This is a genomic window from Serratia sp. BNK-12, from assembly GCF_047456085.1.
Classification (GTDB): domain Bacteria; phylum Pseudomonadota; class Gammaproteobacteria; order Enterobacterales; family Enterobacteriaceae; genus Serratia; species Serratia liquefaciens.
Window position 1 is genome coordinate 3,700,755 of sequence record NZ_CP179896.1, and the last position, 18,769, is coordinate 3,719,523.

Sequence of the window (18,769 nt, forward strand, 5' to 3'; positions counted from 1 at the left end):
ATAGTTTTCAGGCAGTGGCTAGGCGGCAAACAGGTAAATCCCCGGGAGCTTACTCAGGTAAGTGACTGGGGTGCGCCTGTGCAGCCAACAACGCCACGGTTTGAAGGATGACGGGTATAGTGGCGCCAACCGCCAAATTCAGTGATGTCCGTCGCGCCCTCTAGCGCCCAGGGTTCGCAGATAAAGCCTTTCACCCGTCGCCCGTCTGCCAGCAGCAAGGTGCCCATACCCAGCGGCGCCGGGATCTCGGCCACCAACTCGCCGAAACGCGCCAGCGGGATATCCCATAGTTCGACGCTGATGGCGGCCCCCTGAGCGGCTTTGACCAACCCCGGCTTTGGCGGTTGGCTATTGGCGAGGGCGTAGAGGCGATAGCACGGCGCGGTAGTGGTTTGCTCTACGAAGGTTGCCGCGCGTTGCACGAGCTGGAAATTCAGCGGCATATCGCTGAGGTGCGCACCGACCACCGCTACCCGCACGTGCTGGCTGGATGGCGTCAAGAATTGAGCAGCAGGCAACCGGCGACCCGTTGCGCCAAGCGGCAGATCCTGGGCCTGCTGCCAGCGCTGGCCGAACGCCGCCAACGCACGATCGTGCCAGGCGGGTGCAATCAGGGTGATACCGGCAGGCAATCCGTCGTCACGCATCGGCGCAGGCAGCGCCAGTGCGCTCAGATCGGCCAGGTTGGTGAAATTGGTGTAGGTGCCGAACTGCGAGTTAAACAAAACCGGCTCTTGCTCCATTTCCGCCAGGGTGCGGATCGTCGGCGAGGTCGGCACCACCAGCGCATCAAAGGGAGCCAGTTGCTGCTCAATCTGCCGCGTCAGTTCGGCACGCAGGTATTCCGCCTTGTAAGCATCGCAGGCGCTGTACTTCAGGCCGTTATTGACGATGCCGCGCACCACCGGATTGATGGCCTGCGGGTTGGCGCTCAGCATCGCTTCGACCGCCACGGTGCGCTCCGCCACCCAAGGGCCGTAGTAGAGCTGCTCCGCCAGCACGCGAAACGGCGTAAAATCGAGGGTTTCCAGCGTCACGCCGCTGCTTTTCAACTGCGCCAGCGCCCGCTGAAATGCCCGCTCGGCCTGCACATCGCCGAAAAATTCGAGTTGCGCAGGCACCGCGAAACGAGGTGACGCAGGTAAATCCGCCGGGGCGGTGCGGGGGTTAATGCGGGAATAGGCATCGGCTGCGTCATAGCCGCCGGCCAATTCGGCCACCAGCGCTGCGTCCGCCACCGTCAGGGCAAACACCGATACGGTGTCATTCAATCGGCAAGCGGGCACCACGCCACGGTTCGACAGCCCGCCTTTGGTCGGTTTCAGGCCGACAATATTGTTGAATCCTGCCGGAACGCGCCCCGAACCTGCGGTGTCGGTGCCCAGAGAAAACGGCGTCAGGCCGCGCGCCACTACCGACGCCGAACCGGAGCTGGAACCACCGCTGACGTAGCGACTATCGAAACTGTTGACCACCGCGCCGTGTGGCGAACGGGTGCCCACCAGCCCGGTCGCAAACTGATCGAGATTGGTTTTACCGATCACGATGGCACCGGCAGCGCACAAATTGGCGACCACGGTGGCATCCGACGCCGCCAGATAAGCGAACTCCGGGCAGGCCGCGCTGGTCGGCCAGCCGCCGACGTCGATGTTGTCTTTTACCGCAAAGGGTACGCCAAACAGCGGGAGCTGGCTGATATCGCCGGCGAGCGCTTCAAGCCGCTGCGCCAATCTTTGGTACTGCACTTCACGCTGTGCGGCGCTGGCAAGATACAGCCAGGCGTTGTCATCCACCGGCAGGTCGGCGGCCAGTGCAGTCAGGGTAGCGCGCACGCAGGCAATGCGCTCGTCGGCCGGGCGGGTGTGATAGTGGTGTTGCCATTCGCTGAGGGTGAAACCGCGTAGCGTATTAACAGGCTGGGTCATCGGCTGAATTCCATCTAGTACACAAGATGGGATTCAATAGAGCAACCGACGTGCCAATTTTTAATCGTATGATTTCAATAAATTATAATTAAAACTTATGACAATAAAATAATCATCCTGCACCAGCGCTGCACAATCGGCGAGCAAAAAAGGTGCAGTACACTTTCTGTTATTACAGCGCTGGCGGGGCTTTCTGGTATGCACCACGCTCTCGACTCACGCGGCTAAATGCCGCTTTTCGATTGATCACAAACAAGCCGCAGCCCACTTTGATGAATATATTAGCGCCAAGGGAACTGGGTTGATGACGGAAGTAACCCGTCACTGCCATATCGCCTCGCGAACTTTAATCGCTCGGGGTAACAGCCCCAAAGCGTAAAAACGGTCGGCTATCGCCTGCTGCTGGCGAATGATATTTAAATCCATTCGGCGTGTCTGATGGCTGCGACGAGCCAGTGCGTGGGTGAGCGAGGGGATACCTTGCCCCAGTTCGGCCGACAACAGCGTTGCCGCTTCGTCGCGATGGGCGTCAATATAGTGCCCGGTTTGTTCCAGCGCCGCCATCAGGCCGTGCAGCAAATCGGAAGAGTGGCCGGCGAAATCGCGGTGAGCAAGATAGAACTGATGGTTGTTCACCCGCCCTACGCCGTTGGCGATAACCCTGAACTGCCCGCTTTGTTCGGCATCGCTCAGCAAGGGATCCCACATCATCCAGGCATCCACCGCATGATGATCGCTGGGGGTCAGCGGGTATTTTGGCGGCGCATAAACCACCCGCACGTCTTCCAGCGTCAATCCGGCTTCATCAAGGATCTGCAACAGCAGATAATGCACATTGGAGCCTTTATTGACCGCAATCCGCTTTCCGCGCAGGTCGGCAAGAGTGCGGATCGGGCTGTCATCGGTAACCAGCAACGCCACGCTTTGTGGTGCGGCCGGTTCCCAGGCAACGTACAGCAATGGGCTGTTACCGGCCTGAGCAAATAAAGGAGGAACCTCGCCGGTAGTGCCAAAATCGATCTCTCGGTTAGTCAGGGCATGCAGCAACTGAGGACCGGCAGGAAACTCGCTCCACAACACGCTCACCCCACTGTCGGCCAGGCGCGCCTCCAGCGACTGGCGGGCCTTGAGTATTCCCAGGTTGCCAAACTTCTGGTAACCAATACGCAGTTCGCGTTCACGGCTGCCGGTCTCCCGGCCTGATTTTAACGCCGTGCCGCCGACGCTTCTCCTGGCTTTGATTAAGCCAAGATGCCCCAGATGGGTACGCAGCGTATTACGGCTGATGCCCAACAGCGCCGCGGCCTGCAACTGGTTACCCTGGCTCAGTTCAAAAGCATTGCGCACCAGCGAGTCGATCACCCGCTGGTAGAGGGGGCCATCGTTACCCACCAACTGCTGGCGAAGGAAGCTGTCCAGCGAAGCATCCCCCTGAGGCGGCAAGCTGGCCATTTCAGCGCTTAGCCTCAGCTGCTGCGGCGTAATCAGCGGCGCTTTGCTGAGCAGCACCGCATTATGCAGGGTGTTTTCCAGCTCGCGGATATTCCCCGGCCACGGGTAATCCATCAGCGTGGCCAGCGCCTCTGCGCTAAGACGCAGCTGAGGGCGCCCCAACCGCCGCGCGTACAGCGTCAGGAAATGCTCAGCCAACAGTGGAATATCCTGCCGCCGCTGGCGCAAGGGGGGCAGAGTGACGGCGGCCACGTTGAGCCGGTAATAAAGATCTTCACGAAAGCGGCGTTCGCGGATGGCATTCGCCAGATCCACATGGGTAGCGGCCACGACGCGGACGTTCACTTTTACCGGCCGATGGGAGCCCACCCGGGTCACTTCCCGTTCTTGCAATACACGCAGCAGCTTTACCTGTAGCGGCAGGCTTAACTCACCGATTTCATCCAGCAGCAAGGTGCCCCCTTCTGCCGCCTCGAACCAACCCTGGTGGCGATCCACCGCCCCGGTGAAAGCACCTTTCTCATGTCCAAACAGTTCCGACTCGGCAAGGCTCTCCGTCAGCGCGCCACAGTTCACCGCCAGAAAGGGGCGATCGCGCCTTAAGCTGTGATGGTGCAGATAGCGGGCCATTAGCTCCTTACCCGTACCGGTTTCGCCCACGATAAGCACGGTGGCGTCCGTCGGAGCCAGACGATCCAGAACGTTTTGGAAGGCAAGAGAAGCGGGGTCAATTAACCGCGGACCGGAGCTTTGCATCGTCGATACCTTTAAGGGAACAGTACAGAAACAATACCGACAGCGGCCAGACAAGACGAGAGGCTCGACCGCCCCTTTGCTGCAAATGCAACAGCCTGCCATCAGTCACTGCTGCATTTGCAGCAAAACCGTCCACGGCAAAAATCACTAACTTGTTAATAGATAAGAACAAAAATAACCAATCATTTTGGCATGCTTTCTGCTTGGTTGTTTATAACCAAGCGTGGAAATTCTATTGAATAAATTAAGATATCGTTATATAGGAAATGAATAATGAGCGAACGGCAGGCGCAAAACATCAACGTATTCTGGTTCTTACCAACCCACGGCGACGGCCGTTATCTGGGCACGACCGAGGGCGGAAGAGCCGTAGATCTGCCTTATTTGCAACAGGTTGCGCTGGCGGCAGACAACCTTGGCTATTACGGCGTGCTGATCCCAACCGGCAAAAGCTGCGAGGATTCCTGGCTGGTCGCGGCCGCACTCGCCCCCCTCACCAAACGTCTGCGCTATCTGGTCGCCGTGCGCCCTGGGTTGCAGCCCCCGAGCCTTGCCGCGCGGATGGCCGCTACGCTGGATCGCCTTTCGGAGGGACGCCTGTTAATCAACGTGGTGACCGGTGGCGATCCCATCGAGAACAAAGGCGATGGGATCTTCCTCAGTCACGCCGAGCGCTATCAGGTCACCCGCGAGTTTCTGGAGGTCTATTCTCGCCTGCTGAAAGGCGAAAAGGTCGATTTTCAGGGCGATTATTTGCGGGTTGAAGGCGCTGAAGTGCTGTTCCCGCCGGTACAGGAGAACGGGCCGCCGCTATTTTTTGGCGGCTCGTCAGAGGAAGCGCTGGAGGTAGCGGCGAGCCAGATCGACACCTATCTCACCTGGGGAGAACCGGTTGAGCAGGTGGCGGAGAAAATTGCCGTGGTGCGTCGGCGCGCCCAGGAGCGCGGACGCACGCTGGACTACGGCATTCGCCTGCACGTCATTGTTCGGGAAACGGAAGAGGAAGCCTGGGCTGCCGCCGACAAACTGATTGCCCATTTGGATGATGACACCATCGCCGCCGCACAGAAAATTTTCTCGCGTATGGACTCGACCGGACAGGCCCGCATGAGCGCACTGCACGGCGGCTCGAAGGACAGTTTGCGCATCGCCCCCAACTTATGGGCAGGCGTGGGGCTGGTGCGCGGCGGCGCAGGTACCGCATTGGTCGGCAATCCACAACAGGTTGCCGAACGCATCCGTGAATATCAGGCATTGGGGATCACTAATTTTATTTTCTCGGGTTATCCGCACCTGGAAGAGGCTCACCGGTTTGCCGAACTGGTGATGCCACTGTTGCCGCTGGCGGGCAACGTCGAAAAACGTCAGCGCACGGTTAACACCGGGCCATTTGGAGAAACCATCGGCGGCGATCGTCGTCCGGTGAAAAAGTGAAACTGAGGAGAAAACCATGAGCAATGAACCGATCAAGTTCGCCTACTGGGTCCCTAACGTGTCGGGTGGCCTGGTGATCAGCCAAATCCCTCAGCGCACCAGTTGGGATGCAAACTATAACCGCAAGCTGGCGCAAATTGCCGAGCGCGCCGGGTTTGACTATGCCCTGACGCAGATCCGCTTTACCGCCGGCTATGGCGCGGATAATCAACATGAGTCGGTGACATTTTCACAGGACTTGCTGGGAGCGACGGACAAGCTCAAGGTCATCGCCGCCCTGTTGCCGGGCCCATGGAATCCAACCCTCGCCGCCAAACAGATTGCCACCATCAGCCATCTGTCCAACGCGCGTATTGCGGTCAATATCGTCAGCGGTTGGTTCCGGGGCGAGTTCAAAGCCATTGGCGAACCCTGGCTGGATCACGAGGAGCGCTATCTGCGTTCGGAAGAGTTCATTCGCTGCCTGCAGGGCATCTGGCAGCAGGACAGCTTCACCTTTGCCGGTGATTTTTACCGCTTCCGCGACTATTCGCTGAAGCCGAAACCGCTGGATCCGCAACCGGAGATTTTCCAGGGAGGCAGTTCAAGAGCCGCGCGGGATATGGCCGCACGAGTGTCCGACTGGTACTTCACCAACGGCAACACCCCGGAAGGTATCCGTCAGCAGGTTGAAGATATCCAGCTAAAAGCCGCCGAAAATCAGCACAAGGTCAAGATCGGCGTCAATGGCTTCGTCATTGCCCGCCAAACGGAGCAGGAAGCGCAAAGCGTACTGCGTGATATCCTGGACAATGCGAATCCGGATGCGGTGAAAGGGTTCCAGTCTGAGGTGAAAAATGCCGGTAGCGCCTCCCCTGAGGGGGAAGGTAACTGGGCGAAATCGACGCTGGAGGATTTGGTGCAATATAACGATGGCTTCAAAACCAACCTGATTGGCACCCCGCAGCAGATAGCGGAGCGGATCGTCGAACTCAAACAAGCCGGCGTGGATCTGATGCTGCTGGGCTTCCTGCATTTTCAGGAAGAGGTGGAGTTCTTTGGCCGCGAAGTGATCCCGCGGGTTCGCGAGCTGGAACGCCAACAGCAACCGGTGTTAAGTCATGGCTGATCGGCAGATTGTCATCATTGGCGGCGGCTTTAGCGGTACCGCGCTGGCTATTCATCTGGCGCGGTTGGGCCAATCCGGCCTGAAGGTGATCGTTATCGAGCCTCGAGCCCAGTTGGCTCAGGGCGTGGCTTATGGCACGGTCGACCCGGCGCATCGCATAAACGTCCCTGCCGCACGTATGCAGCTTTCCGCCGCCGAAGAAGGTGACTTCGACCGCTGGCTGAGGGCGGAGGGAGGCCTCATACAGGATGACAAAGCGCTCTGGACGGATGGCAGCCTTTATCCGCAACGGGGACGGTTCGCCGCCTATATTGTCGACAAGCTGGCCGCTGCGCTGGAAACATCGCCAGTAGAGGTCACCCATGTTCAGGATTATGCCGTGGCGCTGCAAAATGCAGAGGTGCTGACGGCCTCCGGGGATAGATATCGCGCGGATGAGGTGGTGCTGGCCATCAGCCACCCTCCCCCTGACGTACCGAGACAACTACAGCAGGTGCCGCAAGACCATCCAGGCCTGATCGCCAACCCGTGGCGGACAGATGCGTTAATCGGGGTGGAGAAGAGTGCGCGGGTGGCTATCATCGGTTCCGGGTTAACCATGTCTGACGTGGTGGCATCGCTTGACCGCCAGGGGCATCGTGGGCCGATCCTGGCATTCTCGCGCCGCGGCCTGCTGCCCCGGCCAAATCTGACCGGTGAGTCGCCGCCTCGCCAGCTTGATTATCAGCGTCCACAGGCGGACAGCGCCCGCGCCTGGCTGCGGCGAGTCCGACAGGAAGTAGCGCTGGCCGCCAAGGAAGGCCTGCCCTGGCAAGGGGTACTGGATGACGTACGGCTGAACGGACAGCAGATTTGGCAACGGCTTTCGCTGAAAGAACAGCGGCGCTTTCTACGCCATCTGCGTCCATGGTGGGACGTGCACCGTTACCGCATTGCACCGCAGGTCAGTGAGGTATTGTCCCTGCTACAGCAAAATGGGCGCCTTAAGGTGCTGGCCGCCAGCCTTAAGCAGGTTGAGGTAGACAAAGAAACGCTCATTCTGACGGTGAAGGCACGCGGTAAAGCCGTCACGGAAACTCTGCGGGTGGATAAACTGATTGTCACAACGGGCCCGGCGCACGGTGCGTTGCTCAACAGCGATGCGCTGCTGAAGCAGCTCGCAGCGGAAGGGGCTATCCAGCCCGATCCGCTGGCGCTGGGAATTTGGGTTGATGCCCACTCGCGAGCGATTGATCGCCAGGGAAAAAGTAACGATCGTCTCTATGTGGCAGGCCCCGCCGCTCGCGGACGCTTCGGTGAACTGATGGGGTTGCCGCAGGTGGCGCAACACGCAGAATCGCTGGCGCAGCAATTGCTCGGCGGTTCGCCAATCCCCCCTGCGAGCTGAAGCCGTTGACAAAGTGCTCTGTTGTTTAATGGTAGGGGCGCCGCATGCTGCGCCCAATAGCATAATCAATGGATTAAATCGGGTCGAACATGTTCGACCCCTACCGGTTTAGCCTTTTCGAGCGTTTGTCAGCAGTCTGAGCCCTGTTTGGGTTTGGCTGCACCGCCATTAAAATAGAAACATGATTAATAATTACCAGGAAAAATAAATACGCTCCGTTACAAAACCTTAAGCTATTTTCCCTCGAGGTATCGCTATTACTTTACTGCCGGGCTTTGGATAATAGGCCTCAGGCCAGTTCATGTTATCTGTATGTTTCAACTAAAAACGAAAAGTTAAAAACAAAGATAATATGGCCCTCAAATCCCGCTCCCAATTAATCACTAAAGTTTTATCGTAATCTGCCGAAAACACACAGCACTTCTCGCGGCAAAATAGTGTTATTTGCCGCACTGGCACCTCACTGAAATCTCAGGTTGTACTATGTTTGAACGATTAAAAATCTCCCACGGGCTAATGGGGATTTTAACCCTATTCTGTATTATTCAGATATTCTCCGGCGCATGGAGCATTCTGGATGCCTCAGGCACCAATAACCGCATTACCCAAATCTCCTCCGGCTTTAATCAAATCATGGCAATGGATAATGCCTACGCTTCCGTTACCGAGATCCGTGAAGACGTGCTGAAAGATGCCTTGATGCTCAGCACGCAGCCACAAAATCACAATGCAAAAAAATCTTTGGGCGAACTTCGCCAGCGCCTCACCGAAGTTGATAAATTAATGGAAGAATTTTATCAACTGTCACTGAAGGATCAGGATGAACAAGCGCGGACCAAGAACGTCAAGAATCTGTATGAAAAAGCACGCGGCGACCTGCTTAAATTAATTATCAGCCTGGAAGATGGCGATATCTCCCGTTTCCAAACAATTATGCACAATAGCTCAGCCACGCATTTCATGTCTGCGCTTGATGAGACATCAGCCTACGTTGCCAACGATATTATTACTCCAGCGGGTATTGCGGCACAGGACAGTTACCATAAAATGGTGCCTTTATCGTTGACGTTTATTTTCATCTTTATTCTGCTCACCGGCGTGGTACTGGTCTGGATCAGAAAATATGTGATCAACAAAATCAATCAGATTATCGACTATCAAGCTGAAATTGCACACGGAAATTTGGCGATAGAAATTAATGCCAGTGGGAATAATGAAATTGGCAAGCTGATGCAAGGCCTCGTCAATATGCGTGATGAGCTGGCGAATACCGTCAGCGCCGTCCGTTCAGGCACGCAAAATATTTATACCGGCGTGCAGGAAATTGCCGCGGGTAACAACGACCTCTCAAGCCGCACGGAAGAACAGGCAAGTTCGCTGGAAGAAACGGCGGCCAGCATGGAGCAGCTTTCTGCTACGGTGAAAAACAACGCAGAGAGCGCCGGCGCTGCCACTTCGTTGGTGAAAAGCGCTTCGCAAAGTGCCATCAACGGCGGCGAGATTACTCGCAAAATGGTGGTCACCATGAGCGATATCGCCGACAGCTCACGCAAAATTGGTGATATCACCAGCGTCATTGACGGTATCGCTTTCCAAACCAATATTTTGGCCCTGAATGCGGCGGTGGAAGCGGCCCGTGCAGGTGAACAAGGCCGTGGCTTTGCCGTGGTCGCCGGTGAAGTGCGCAACCTTGCACAGCGCAGCGCTCAGGCAGCCAAAGAAATTAAAACGCTGATTGATACGTCGGTGCTGCGCGTCAGTCAGGGCAACGATCTGGTGGAGAACGTTAACGGGGCTATGACGGAAATTGTTACCGCCATCGGTCAGGTCACGGAAACCATGCAGGAGATCTCAAGCGCCTCAGAAGAGCAGAGCCGTGGGATTGCACAAATCGCGCAAGCCGTTAACGAAATGGATAAGGTGACCCAGCAGAATGCCGCGCTGGTTGAACAATCAGCTTCCGCCGCCAGTGCGCTGGAAGATCAGGCCAATCACTTGAACCAAACCGTCGCCGTTTTCAAACTATCCACGTCCGTGCCCGCCGCGATTAATGTCCGCCCGCAGGTTATTACCGCAGCGAAAGGACCAGCGCTTGCCGATGATGACACGGAGAATTGGAGCCGTTTTTGAGGCGCTAAATAAGAGTTAAGCTCGATTTTGGTTCATATCGCAGAAAGAACAACGCCAACAGGATGTTGGCGTTGGGCAGCGGGTTTCATCAATGGTGGCGTAACTTATGCGCCGCGCAGGCGTTGCGCCAAGCCTTTGAGGAAATAACGCAGCATCTGATCGCCGCACGGGCGGAAGTTTTTGGTGCCTTCTTTACGGAACAGCGCACTTAGCTCCGGCTTGGAAATACGGAAATCTACGGCGGTGAAAATCTGGTGCATGTCGGTATCTTTCAACTCAAACGCCACGCGCAGCTTTTTCAACACCAGGTTATTGGTGATCGGCAGTTCCACTTCCGGCGCCGGGAACTTGTCGTCCTTACCGCGTTTGAAAAACACCAGACCGTTCAGGAAGTGAGCCATCACTTCGTCCGGGCACTTCTCGAAACCTGGCTCACCTTCTTTGATGACGTAAGCACCCATTGCCGAGACCGCAACATCGAAATTATCCAGCTTGATAATCTCGACCATTTTCGCGTCGTTAATACTCAGCATGTAGCGCACGCTGCGCAGCACGTCATTGTTGATCATAGAATTGCCTTTAGCTTGTAAACCGGAAGGCGTGCTCGCGTTGTTAAATCAAATAAGTGCCGCACGCCTTGAATATGTGCGGCAGTATAAGGATCAGTGCAGGGTTTCTCAATCGATTTGGCTTTTGGGTTATCAAACCGGCACCATATATATACCCTAAATAATTGGAGTTGCATCAAGGCGGCAAGGGAGCGCATCCCGATGAGCTTACTGTAGTAAGTGATTCGGGTAAGTGAGCGCAGCCAACACAGAGGCAGCTTCAAGTATGACGGGTATAGGTTATTCAGCCATCCGCTCCAACCCCACCGGCGTGAGGCAATAGCTCTGCTGCTTACCCTTTTCAGCCAGCCGGACATGCTGCATCTCGTTGGTGATAATCAGGCGGTTATCCGGTTCCTCATGCCGCAGTTGAATCACCTCGCCGCCGTAGCCGGAAATTGGCAACACGACCGAACGAGCCTGTTGCTCCTGGTTACCCACCACCTCATCGCTATACAGCACGTTACCTTCCGCATCCGTGTAGCTAACGGCCGCATAAACATCCGTGAAGTAATGATGTGCAATCCCTGCCCCAATCGACAGGGTGAAAGTTTTCTTCACCAAATCGACCGTACCGGTCAGGAACTGACGATCGCCAATGCCTTTGCCGGCAAGGGTAAAGGCATTGCCCAGGTGATCTCCCGGCCGGGTATTGTGAGCCGGAATGCAGTCCTGATAGCTTGCCGATAACTGCTCGCGCTGCGGGCTGTCGAAGGTGTTGATCGCCAGATAGATATCGTCTTTAAACTCACTGAATGGCGCTAAATACGCCTGACGGTATTCACGCAGACGCTGTACCGCTGCCTCAAGACGCACCAACAGAGCTGCCTGCGGATCTCCCGACAAGGTTTCGTTCTTCAATCCGTATTGGGTGATCGTCAATACGTTGGTTTTATTTTTATTATCAATGATATCCGGAGAGGCCGGTGCCACCCGTACGCGTCCCGGCTCCACATGATAGATTTCAATTTTGTCGCCGACGGCAAGAGGCAACTCATCATGGCTCAGGCTCGCGGCGGTACCCTGGATATCCTTGCTGAAGATCACCGCATCTTGTGCATTGCGCAGGGTGATTTTGGCATAGGTCTCTCCGGGGAAGTAAGAGTGCGGTTCCTTGCTGGTAACGTCAATCACCACTTTGCCCCTGCCGCGATCGGCCACAACCGTGGCGAAAACGGCATCACTCAGCCCCAACAGATTAATTTCTTGCGTAGCGATCGGCGACGCAACTTTTTTAACCAAGCCGAGCTTCAGCGCGTTATCGCCCTGTTTCAGCACCAGGTAACCCTGGGCCAACTGATACTTCCGGTCTTTGCCGGTAGGCAGTCGCAGGGTATAAACGCCAATCGGTAGCTCTTTCAGCACCAGGGTTGAGCTGTCGATCCGCATTTTGCGAACGTAACGGGCCCCTTCCAGCAGGATCAGATCTTCGCCGTAAATCTGGGCGAAATCGTCAATGTCAAAGCTCAGGGTAACGTTGCCTTTCAGGCCGGTAGCCTTCAACTGGGCGGAATCCACCAGACGCAGGGTGGAGTCCAGCTTCAACTGCGTTTTCACCGCATCGAGATCCTGCGCGGCAACCAATTGATAGAGAGGATAAACCGCTTTCGCGTGGCTAAAGACATTACGCTTCTGCTGAGCCGGTGTGACGTAGCCGCCGACCAGTTGGATAAATGGCGTAACGTCAATCTGCTCGCCGGAGACCGCAAAGCTTTCGCTGAGCATATCCAGCAGCGCATGTTCGGAAGGAACAAAGCCTGGGGTGTTGCAACTTTTACGGTATTGCTGATTAAAGTGGGTGAAGGCATTTTTGCCCGCCTTATCCACCATCAGAACCGCAAAGTAGAGTTTCGAGCGCAGGTCCCATTGATTAAGCGGAGTAGCTTTGGCGATAAAATCGACAATAACCTTCTCCACGCCGGCCATATCGCCATGCGCATACAACCAGCCTTCTTGATATTTGCGCGCCCCCAGCATCACGTCCTGATAACAGGCAGCATAGATATTGTTCCACATCTCACCGGTGGCGAAGTATTTATCGCCCATAAAATGGCCCTGATAACCATGGGCAATTTCATGCAGGCTTCCCCAGTTATTGTCTTTCGGGGTTAGCCAGAAACTGCTGACGGAATTACTGGTTTCCGCCGTCCAACGACCACCGTAATAAGCAGCGCCTGCGCCATTTTTATCGGCCTTAATAAAGTAGCGGTTTTTAATATTAAGATCCGAAGCATTCTCAGCCTCGAATGACACCCCCGCCAGCGCATTATAAAAAGTGAAAATGCGATCGTAATAGGCGATCAGGCCGTCGATGTTTTTAGCTTCGCCCAGCGCCTTCAGCTCTTTTTTGCTGATTTTTGGCACCAGCAGCGCCGCGTAGTCGGACTCGACAAGTGCAAACTCCGCATCCTGATTATCCCAGCGGGCGAAGAACGCCGTTTCGTTTTCGCCTTTACGGTAGACCGGCAAGATTTTCGACGTGTCCGGGTACTCAACCTCCACGACGGGCGCCCCAGCCGCATATGGCGTGTCGATAAACGGCACGGATACGGCCTTCACGCTGGCCTCAACCCAGCTGCTGCCGATAGTGAATTCGGCCTCGGTTTTGCTGTCGTCGTTCAGCAAGCGCAGCTTCAGCTTGCCGCTAAAGGCCGCATTGGTCTGGCGAACGCGCACCACTTGGCCGGCGGCGAGAATAATCCCCAGATGTTGACGATCGTGGTCAATCCCTTTGCTCATGCCCGCAGCATCTAACCAAACGGGTCGCGTCAAAGTATAAAGTGATTTTGATTTAGTGATAGTTGGCATCCTGCATTCCTCAAGGTTATTTTGTCCTCTAACAGACCTGGATAAAATAATTAAGAATGCACTTACGCACTAATCGATAGCGATTACTGAAGTACCACACAACACATAGAACATCGAGGGGGATAAATCCCATAAAAATAACAAGGCGCAACGGTGACATTGCGCCTTAATCATAATTACCTGGCTATTTATACGCTGCGTTAATCTTGTAAGTGGATAACGCAGCATCAGAAGCCAAATATGTCCAACCGCCAGTGAAATAGTATCAGTGCTTAATCGATTTGGCTTTTCTGCTGGTACAACGGAATGTCTTCGCCGATGATGTATTTATTACGCAGGATCGACGACACCTTATCCATAATCATCACCACCACCACCAGGATCAGCGTGATAAACATCACGACGTCCCAATTCCACAGCCGCATGTTTTCCGCATACACCAACCCTATGCCGCCGGCCCCCACAAAGCCCAGCACTGCCGCCGAGCGGGTGTTGGATTCAATCTGGTAAAGGCTTAACGCCAGAAAGGTCGGGAACGACTGGGTGAAGATACCGTAACGGTGCTTTTGCAGGCCGTTGGCCCCCACCGCCGTCAGACCACGACTCGGGGATTTATCGACCGCCTCATGCCCTTCCGCATACAGTTTTCCGAGCAGACCAACGTCCTGCATCACGATCGCCAGCACCCCGGCCAGCGGCCCCATACCAACCGCGCGGACAAAAATAAGCCCCCAGATCGCCATATCGATGCCACGAAAAATATCTAAAAACCGCCGCACCACCACCGATATGGGTCGCAACAGCGGCGTTGACATCACGTTGCGCGCTGCGAAGAACGACAGCGGCAAGGCGATCAGCGAAGCGGTAATGGTCCCGGCGAACACGATGCCGATGGTGATGAAAATCTGCTGGAAATAGTACATGAACGGCCAGTTGACGAAATCATGCCAGACGAACATGCGCATAAAATAGCGGCCAAGCTGATGGCATCCGTTAACGAACTGCGGCCAGGAGATGCCGAAAAACTGGAAGAAGAACAGGTAATACAGCGCGATCGCTACCGCGATAATGCCGACGGTGCGCAGGTAGCGGCGCTGCTGCGAGAATATTTCCGGATGCTGCTGCTTGAGCGCCTGCATCCCTTCCGCCGTGAGCGTTGGTGCTGTGATCATTTTTTCCCCTCCACGACCCGTTTGCGCAGTTCGCCCGAGGCATAGTCCAGCAGCGAAACCACCAGAATAATCAGCAGCAGCGTCATGCTGACCTGGTCATAGCGATCGAGTTTGATATTGGTCATCAGCTCTTGGCCGATGCCGCCCGCCCCCACCAGCCCCAAAATGGTCGACTGACGGAAGTTGATTTCCAGGCGCATAAAGCTGTACGACAAGAAGACCGGTTTTACCTGCGGCCAAAGGCCAAACCGCATGCGCTGCAGCGGCGTCGCGCCACAGGCCGCCAGCCCACGTACCGGCTTGTTGGACGCGGTTTCGATCGATTCATAAAACAGTTTGGTCAGGCTGCCGATGGTGTGCAGCGCCAGGGCTAAAAAGCCCGGAATGGCACCGATGCCAAACGCCATCACGAACATGACTGCCCAGGCCAGCTCCGGCATGGTGCGCAAAAACGCCACCAGCGTCCGGATTGCCAGCCGCAACGACGCCGGGCTGTGGGTATTATTGGCCGCCAGGAATGCCAGCGCCCCCGCCACCAGTACCGAAAGAATGGTGGCCGCCAGCGCCAGCTGCAGCGTTTCCCAAATCAGCGGCAGTTGGATATTCAACCGATAGCCCCAGTAGGCCAAAGAGCCTTCGGTGCGGCCATCGGCGAACAGCAGATTCCAATGCAGGGTGGGGATGGTTTCCGCCAGATAATCAAAGAAGTGAGGAATGGAGACCCACACGGTGTGCAGGTTGAACTCGGCGATGCTGCCGGCGCCCAGGTAGAGCGCCACCAGACCGAGCGACCAAAACAGCGTCTCGCGCTTTTGCTTGCTGCGGATCTGTTGGTAGTAGTGCGCAAAATCTGTATTCAAAATAGGTTTCCGACGTGAGGAATTCAGCGGGGCTCGACCAGGCCGAGCCCCGTCAGCATTAACGGTCGCCTTTGGTCAGCTCACGTTTCATGTCGATGATGTTCTGGTATTCCGCCAGAGTGGTGTCACCGATGTGCTGTTTACCGCCCATGGCCTTGATGAAGCACTGGTGATCGTCCTTATCCAGCTTCTTGATGGCCGTCACGACCTTGGCTTTGAAATCAGCCGGCAGCGAGTTGCTCACCAGGATTGGGCCATTCGGGATCAGCGGCGACTGCCAGATAATGCGCAGCTGTTTCATCAGATCGGGATGGTCCATACGGATCATGCGGTTGAACGCGCCGCTGGTATAGCCGGTGTTGTAGTCGCCGATCATCGACGCCCAGGTCACCGCGCCTTCGAACTGGCCGTTCAGCACGCCAAGGATGTCCTGCTCATGGCCGCCGGAGAAGGTGACGCTAGAGAAGGCGTTATTATATTTATTGTCTACCGTGCCGCCGAACAGTTTCTTGAACTCCTGGTTCGGGATCAGGAAACCGGAAGTGGAATCCGGATCGGCGAAGCCAATGGCCTTGCCCTTCAGATCTTCCAGCTTTTTATACGGGCTACCAGCTTTAACCACTACCACGGAGTGGTAACCGCGAGATTGGTCTACGTCGTCAATCGCGATGCCGACGATATCTACCGCTTTCGGATCCTTGATATAGACCGAGGCAAACGACGACGGTGACATGCTCAGCACCAGATCGATTTTGCCGCCCAGCAGGCCCTGGATCACGCCAGAATAGTCAGAGGAGTTGCGCAGCTTGGTGTCCACGTTCAGTTCCTTGTCCAGGAACTGCTTCACGCACTGGTTGTCGCCGATTTGCTGGGTGGCGTTCTGTCCGCCAAGAATGCCCAGATTCAGTTCTTTAGGTGCATCCGCTGCGGCAGCATTAAATACCATCATCGCGCCGGCCATCACTGTGGTCAGACTCAATACTTTTTTCATTACAATGCCTTGTGTGTGTAAAGGTAAAAGTGAAGATAAAGGTTCTGGTGGTTAATGGATCTGATTGGCTTCCTCGCCGTACAGCTGGTGCAGTATCCGTTCGTTCAATTGCGAAGGGTGGCCGTCAAACACGATCTTGCCCTGTGCAATGCCGATCACCCGGGTGCAGTACTCTTTTACCAACTCGACCGAGTGCAGGTTCACCATCACTGCGATGTCGTTTTCGCTGACTTTTTGCAGCGCATCCATAATGCGACGGGTATTTTTCGGATCGAGCGACGCCACCGGCTCATCGGCCAGCAGGATTTTGGGGTTTTGCATCAGCGCGCGGCAGATCGCCACTCGCTGCATCTGACCGCCTGACAGGTTTTCGGCGCGCTGCAGGGCATGCGGCAGCATATTGAGCCATTGCAACAGCTCGATAGCACGGGCGCGGTCGGTATCGTCAAACAGTTTGAAGAAGGATTTCAGGGTCGAGGTGTGGCTCAGTCGCCCCAACAGCACGTTGGTCATCACGTCCAGCCGTGGCACCAGGCAGAAGTCCTGGAAAATCATGCCGCAGCGGGCACGCCATTGCCGCATCTGACGAGGGGAAAGCTGCGCGATATCCTGAGCTACGCCGTCATCCTCAAAGTGCAGCATCTCGCCACAGCTCGAAGGAATGGTGCCGTTCAGGGTATGCAGCAAGGTGGATTTGCCGGCGCCGGAACGCCCGATCACCGCCACGAATTCACCGACGTGCAGATCGAAGTTGATGTCATCCAGCACGCGATGCTGAGATTTATACGCTTTTCCCAAACCTTTAACCGATAACACTTTTTGTAGTTGAACCGGTTGCTGCCCTGGAAAATCGGTTGGTGCCAGTTTTAACAGTGCCTGAGCCATATGATTTCTCTGGTTTCAGTGACTAATCATTATGGGCACCTATTAACGGATAAGTTTATGACAACGGGATGATGCTTTTGTGGCCGGGAAATGACGCGTGCCATCATTTCCCGCTGGGGCTTATTGAAAGTGAATGACACCCTTAATTAACTGCCTGTTGTTGATCACCTGCGCTTCGTAATGCTCCGCCAGGCTATCGAAATCAAAATGGTGTGAAAGCATCATCTGCGCGGTGATTTTCCCTGCCGCCATCAGCCGCCCCACCTTGGCAAAGTCTTCGCTGGTCGCGTTGCGGCTGCCCATCAGGGTAGTTTCCTTTTTATGGAACTCCGGATCGGAGAACTGCAGGTCGCCCTTAAACAAGCCGACAAACACGATGCTGCCGCCGTGACGAATCAGATCGACGGCGTGGTTCATCGCCTGCGGGTTGCCGGTGGCGTCAATCACCTTGGCGGCCAATTTGCCGTCGAACTGGCCGTGCAGCGCCGCATCAAAGCGTTCATCCTGCGGATCAAGCGTTGGTAACTGCAACACCTGCTCGACGTGCCGCCGACGCTCGGCGCTGGTATCCGCCACCACCACCTGCGCGCCATCGGCTTTGGCAATCGCCGCGACGCCCAGCCCGATAGGCCCGGCACCTACCACCAGCAGCTGATCGTCCGCCGCAATTCCGGCACGACGCACCGCATGAGCGCTGATGGCAAAGGGCTCAATCAGTGCCGCCGCTTCAGGAGCCACATCGTCCACCGCCAGCAGGTTGCCGATCGGCACGCTGAGGTATTCGCAAAAACCGCCATCCTGATGAACACCCATCACCGAAATATTCTCGCAGCAGTTGGTTTTGCCACTTTGGCAAGCGCCACAGCGGTGGCAAGAAATATACGGCATTACCGCCACCCGCTGGCCCACCTGCCAGTCAGTGGTGTTATTGCCGACGCTGACAATTTCACCGCATATTTCATGGCCCAATACGCGTGGATAACTGAAGAAAGGCTGATGACCGGACCAGGCATGAATATCCGTGCCGCAAATGCCGACGGTGATTATTTTGATCACCACTTCCTGCGCGGCAGGAAAAGGCACCGGACGCCGTTGATAAACTAATTTTGTCGGCTGCTCACACACTAAGGTTTTCATTGTTGTCATCGTTTTTCCTCCACTAATGATGAGGAGGTTATTAAATAAAAACCGGAGCGCCGGCGATATGTTCAGACAAATCTGTGAGGTATCGCTAAATAAACCGATTTAAATTG

At 55.6% G+C, this 18,769-nt stretch carries 13 protein-coding genes; 4 read left to right on the forward strand and 9 right to left on the reverse strand.

The annotated features are described in order from the left end of the window. Positions 1–53: 53 nt before the first annotated feature. Together atzF and ACMGG1_RS17215 are read right to left on the reverse strand one after the other, a co-directional pair. Positions 54–1,925 (reverse strand): allophanate hydrolase, encoded by a 1,872-nt coding sequence (atzF, locus tag ACMGG1_RS17210; protein ID WP_414160890.1) that lies wholly within the window; start codon positions 1,923–1,925, stop codon positions 54–56. A gap of 321 nt (positions 1,926–2,246) precedes the next feature. Next, positions 2,247–4,133, reverse strand: coding sequence for a sigma-54-dependent Fis family transcriptional regulator (locus ACMGG1_RS17215; RefSeq protein WP_259216638.1), 1,887 nt, complete (start codon positions 4,131–4,133; stop codon positions 2,247–2,249). Positions 4,134–4,406: 273 nt separating this feature from the next. Between ACMGG1_RS17215 and ssuD the strand changes: the two genes are divergently transcribed. The 4 genes from ssuD to ACMGG1_RS17235 all read left to right on the forward strand — a co-directional run bounded on the left by ssuD (position 4,407) and on the right by ACMGG1_RS17235 (position 10,192). Next, positions 4,407–5,567, forward strand: a complete 1,161-nt coding sequence (gene ssuD / locus ACMGG1_RS17220; RefSeq protein ID WP_020825837.1) for an FMNH2-dependent alkanesulfonate monooxygenase — start codon at positions 4,407–4,409, stop codon at positions 5,565–5,567. 16 nt (positions 5,568–5,583) lie between these two features. After that, positions 5,584–6,675 carry a dimethylsulfone monooxygenase SfnG gene (gene sfnG, locus ACMGG1_RS17225; protein ID WP_122077743.1) on the forward strand — a complete coding sequence of 364 codons (1,092 nt, stop codon included), beginning with the start codon at positions 5,584–5,586 and terminating at the stop codon, positions 6,673–6,675. Further along, positions 6,668–8,062 carry an FAD/NAD(P)-binding protein gene (locus ACMGG1_RS17230; RefSeq protein ID WP_217330949.1) on the forward strand — a complete coding sequence of 465 codons (1,395 nt, stop codon included), beginning with the start codon at positions 6,668–6,670 and terminating at the stop codon, positions 8,060–8,062. The genes sfnG and ACMGG1_RS17230 overlap by 8 nt, the downstream gene beginning before the upstream one ends. A 483-nt stretch (positions 8,063–8,545) precedes the next feature. Continuing rightward, complete coding sequence (locus tag ACMGG1_RS17235; protein ID WP_201895602.1) at positions 8,546–10,192, forward strand: methyl-accepting chemotaxis protein; 1,647 nt, start codon at positions 8,546–8,548, stop codon at positions 10,190–10,192. Between the two features lie 104 nt (positions 10,193–10,296). On the opposite strand, the gene ACMGG1_RS17240 is transcribed toward ACMGG1_RS17235, so the two are convergent. The 7 genes from ACMGG1_RS17240 to ACMGG1_RS17270 form a co-directional block, all read right to left on the reverse strand. Beyond that, positions 10,297–10,761, reverse strand: a complete 465-nt coding sequence (locus ACMGG1_RS17240; RefSeq protein ID WP_020825833.1) for a DUF1456 family protein — start codon at positions 10,759–10,761, stop codon at positions 10,297–10,299. 279 nt (positions 10,762–11,040) lie between these two features. Further along, positions 11,041–13,608, reverse strand: a complete 2,568-nt coding sequence (locus ACMGG1_RS17245) for a putative mucin/carbohydrate-binding domain-containing protein (protein ID WP_414160891.1) — start codon at positions 13,606–13,608, stop codon at positions 11,041–11,043. A 272-nt stretch (positions 13,609–13,880) separates the two neighbouring features. Then, positions 13,881–14,780, reverse strand: coding sequence for a phosphonate ABC transporter, permease protein PhnE (gene phnE, locus ACMGG1_RS17250; RefSeq protein ID WP_041414326.1), 900 nt, complete (start codon positions 14,778–14,780; stop codon positions 13,881–13,883). After that, positions 14,777–15,640 carry a phosphonate ABC transporter, permease protein PhnE gene (gene phnE, locus ACMGG1_RS17255; RefSeq protein WP_020825830.1) on the reverse strand — a complete coding sequence of 288 codons (864 nt, stop codon included), beginning with the start codon at positions 15,638–15,640 and terminating at the stop codon, positions 14,777–14,779. Before phnE (ACMGG1_RS17255) ends, phnE (ACMGG1_RS17250) begins: the two co-directional genes overlap by 4 nt. Before the next feature lie 58 nt (positions 15,641–15,698). Then, complete coding sequence (phnD, locus tag ACMGG1_RS17260; protein ID WP_020825829.1) at positions 15,699–16,631, reverse strand: phosphonate ABC transporter substrate-binding protein; 933 nt, start codon at positions 16,629–16,631, stop codon at positions 15,699–15,701. Positions 16,632–16,682: 51 nt separating this feature from the next. Continuing rightward, positions 16,683–17,516 (reverse strand): phosphonate ABC transporter ATP-binding protein, encoded by an 834-nt coding sequence (phnC, locus tag ACMGG1_RS17265; protein WP_020825828.1) that lies wholly within the window; start codon positions 17,514–17,516, stop codon positions 16,683–16,685. A 120-nt stretch (positions 17,517–17,636) separates the two neighbouring features. Beyond that, positions 17,637–18,662 (reverse strand): zinc-binding alcohol dehydrogenase family protein, encoded by a 1,026-nt coding sequence (locus ACMGG1_RS17270; protein ID WP_201895604.1) that lies wholly within the window; start codon positions 18,660–18,662, stop codon positions 17,637–17,639. Positions 18,663–18,769 lie beyond the last annotated feature (107 nt).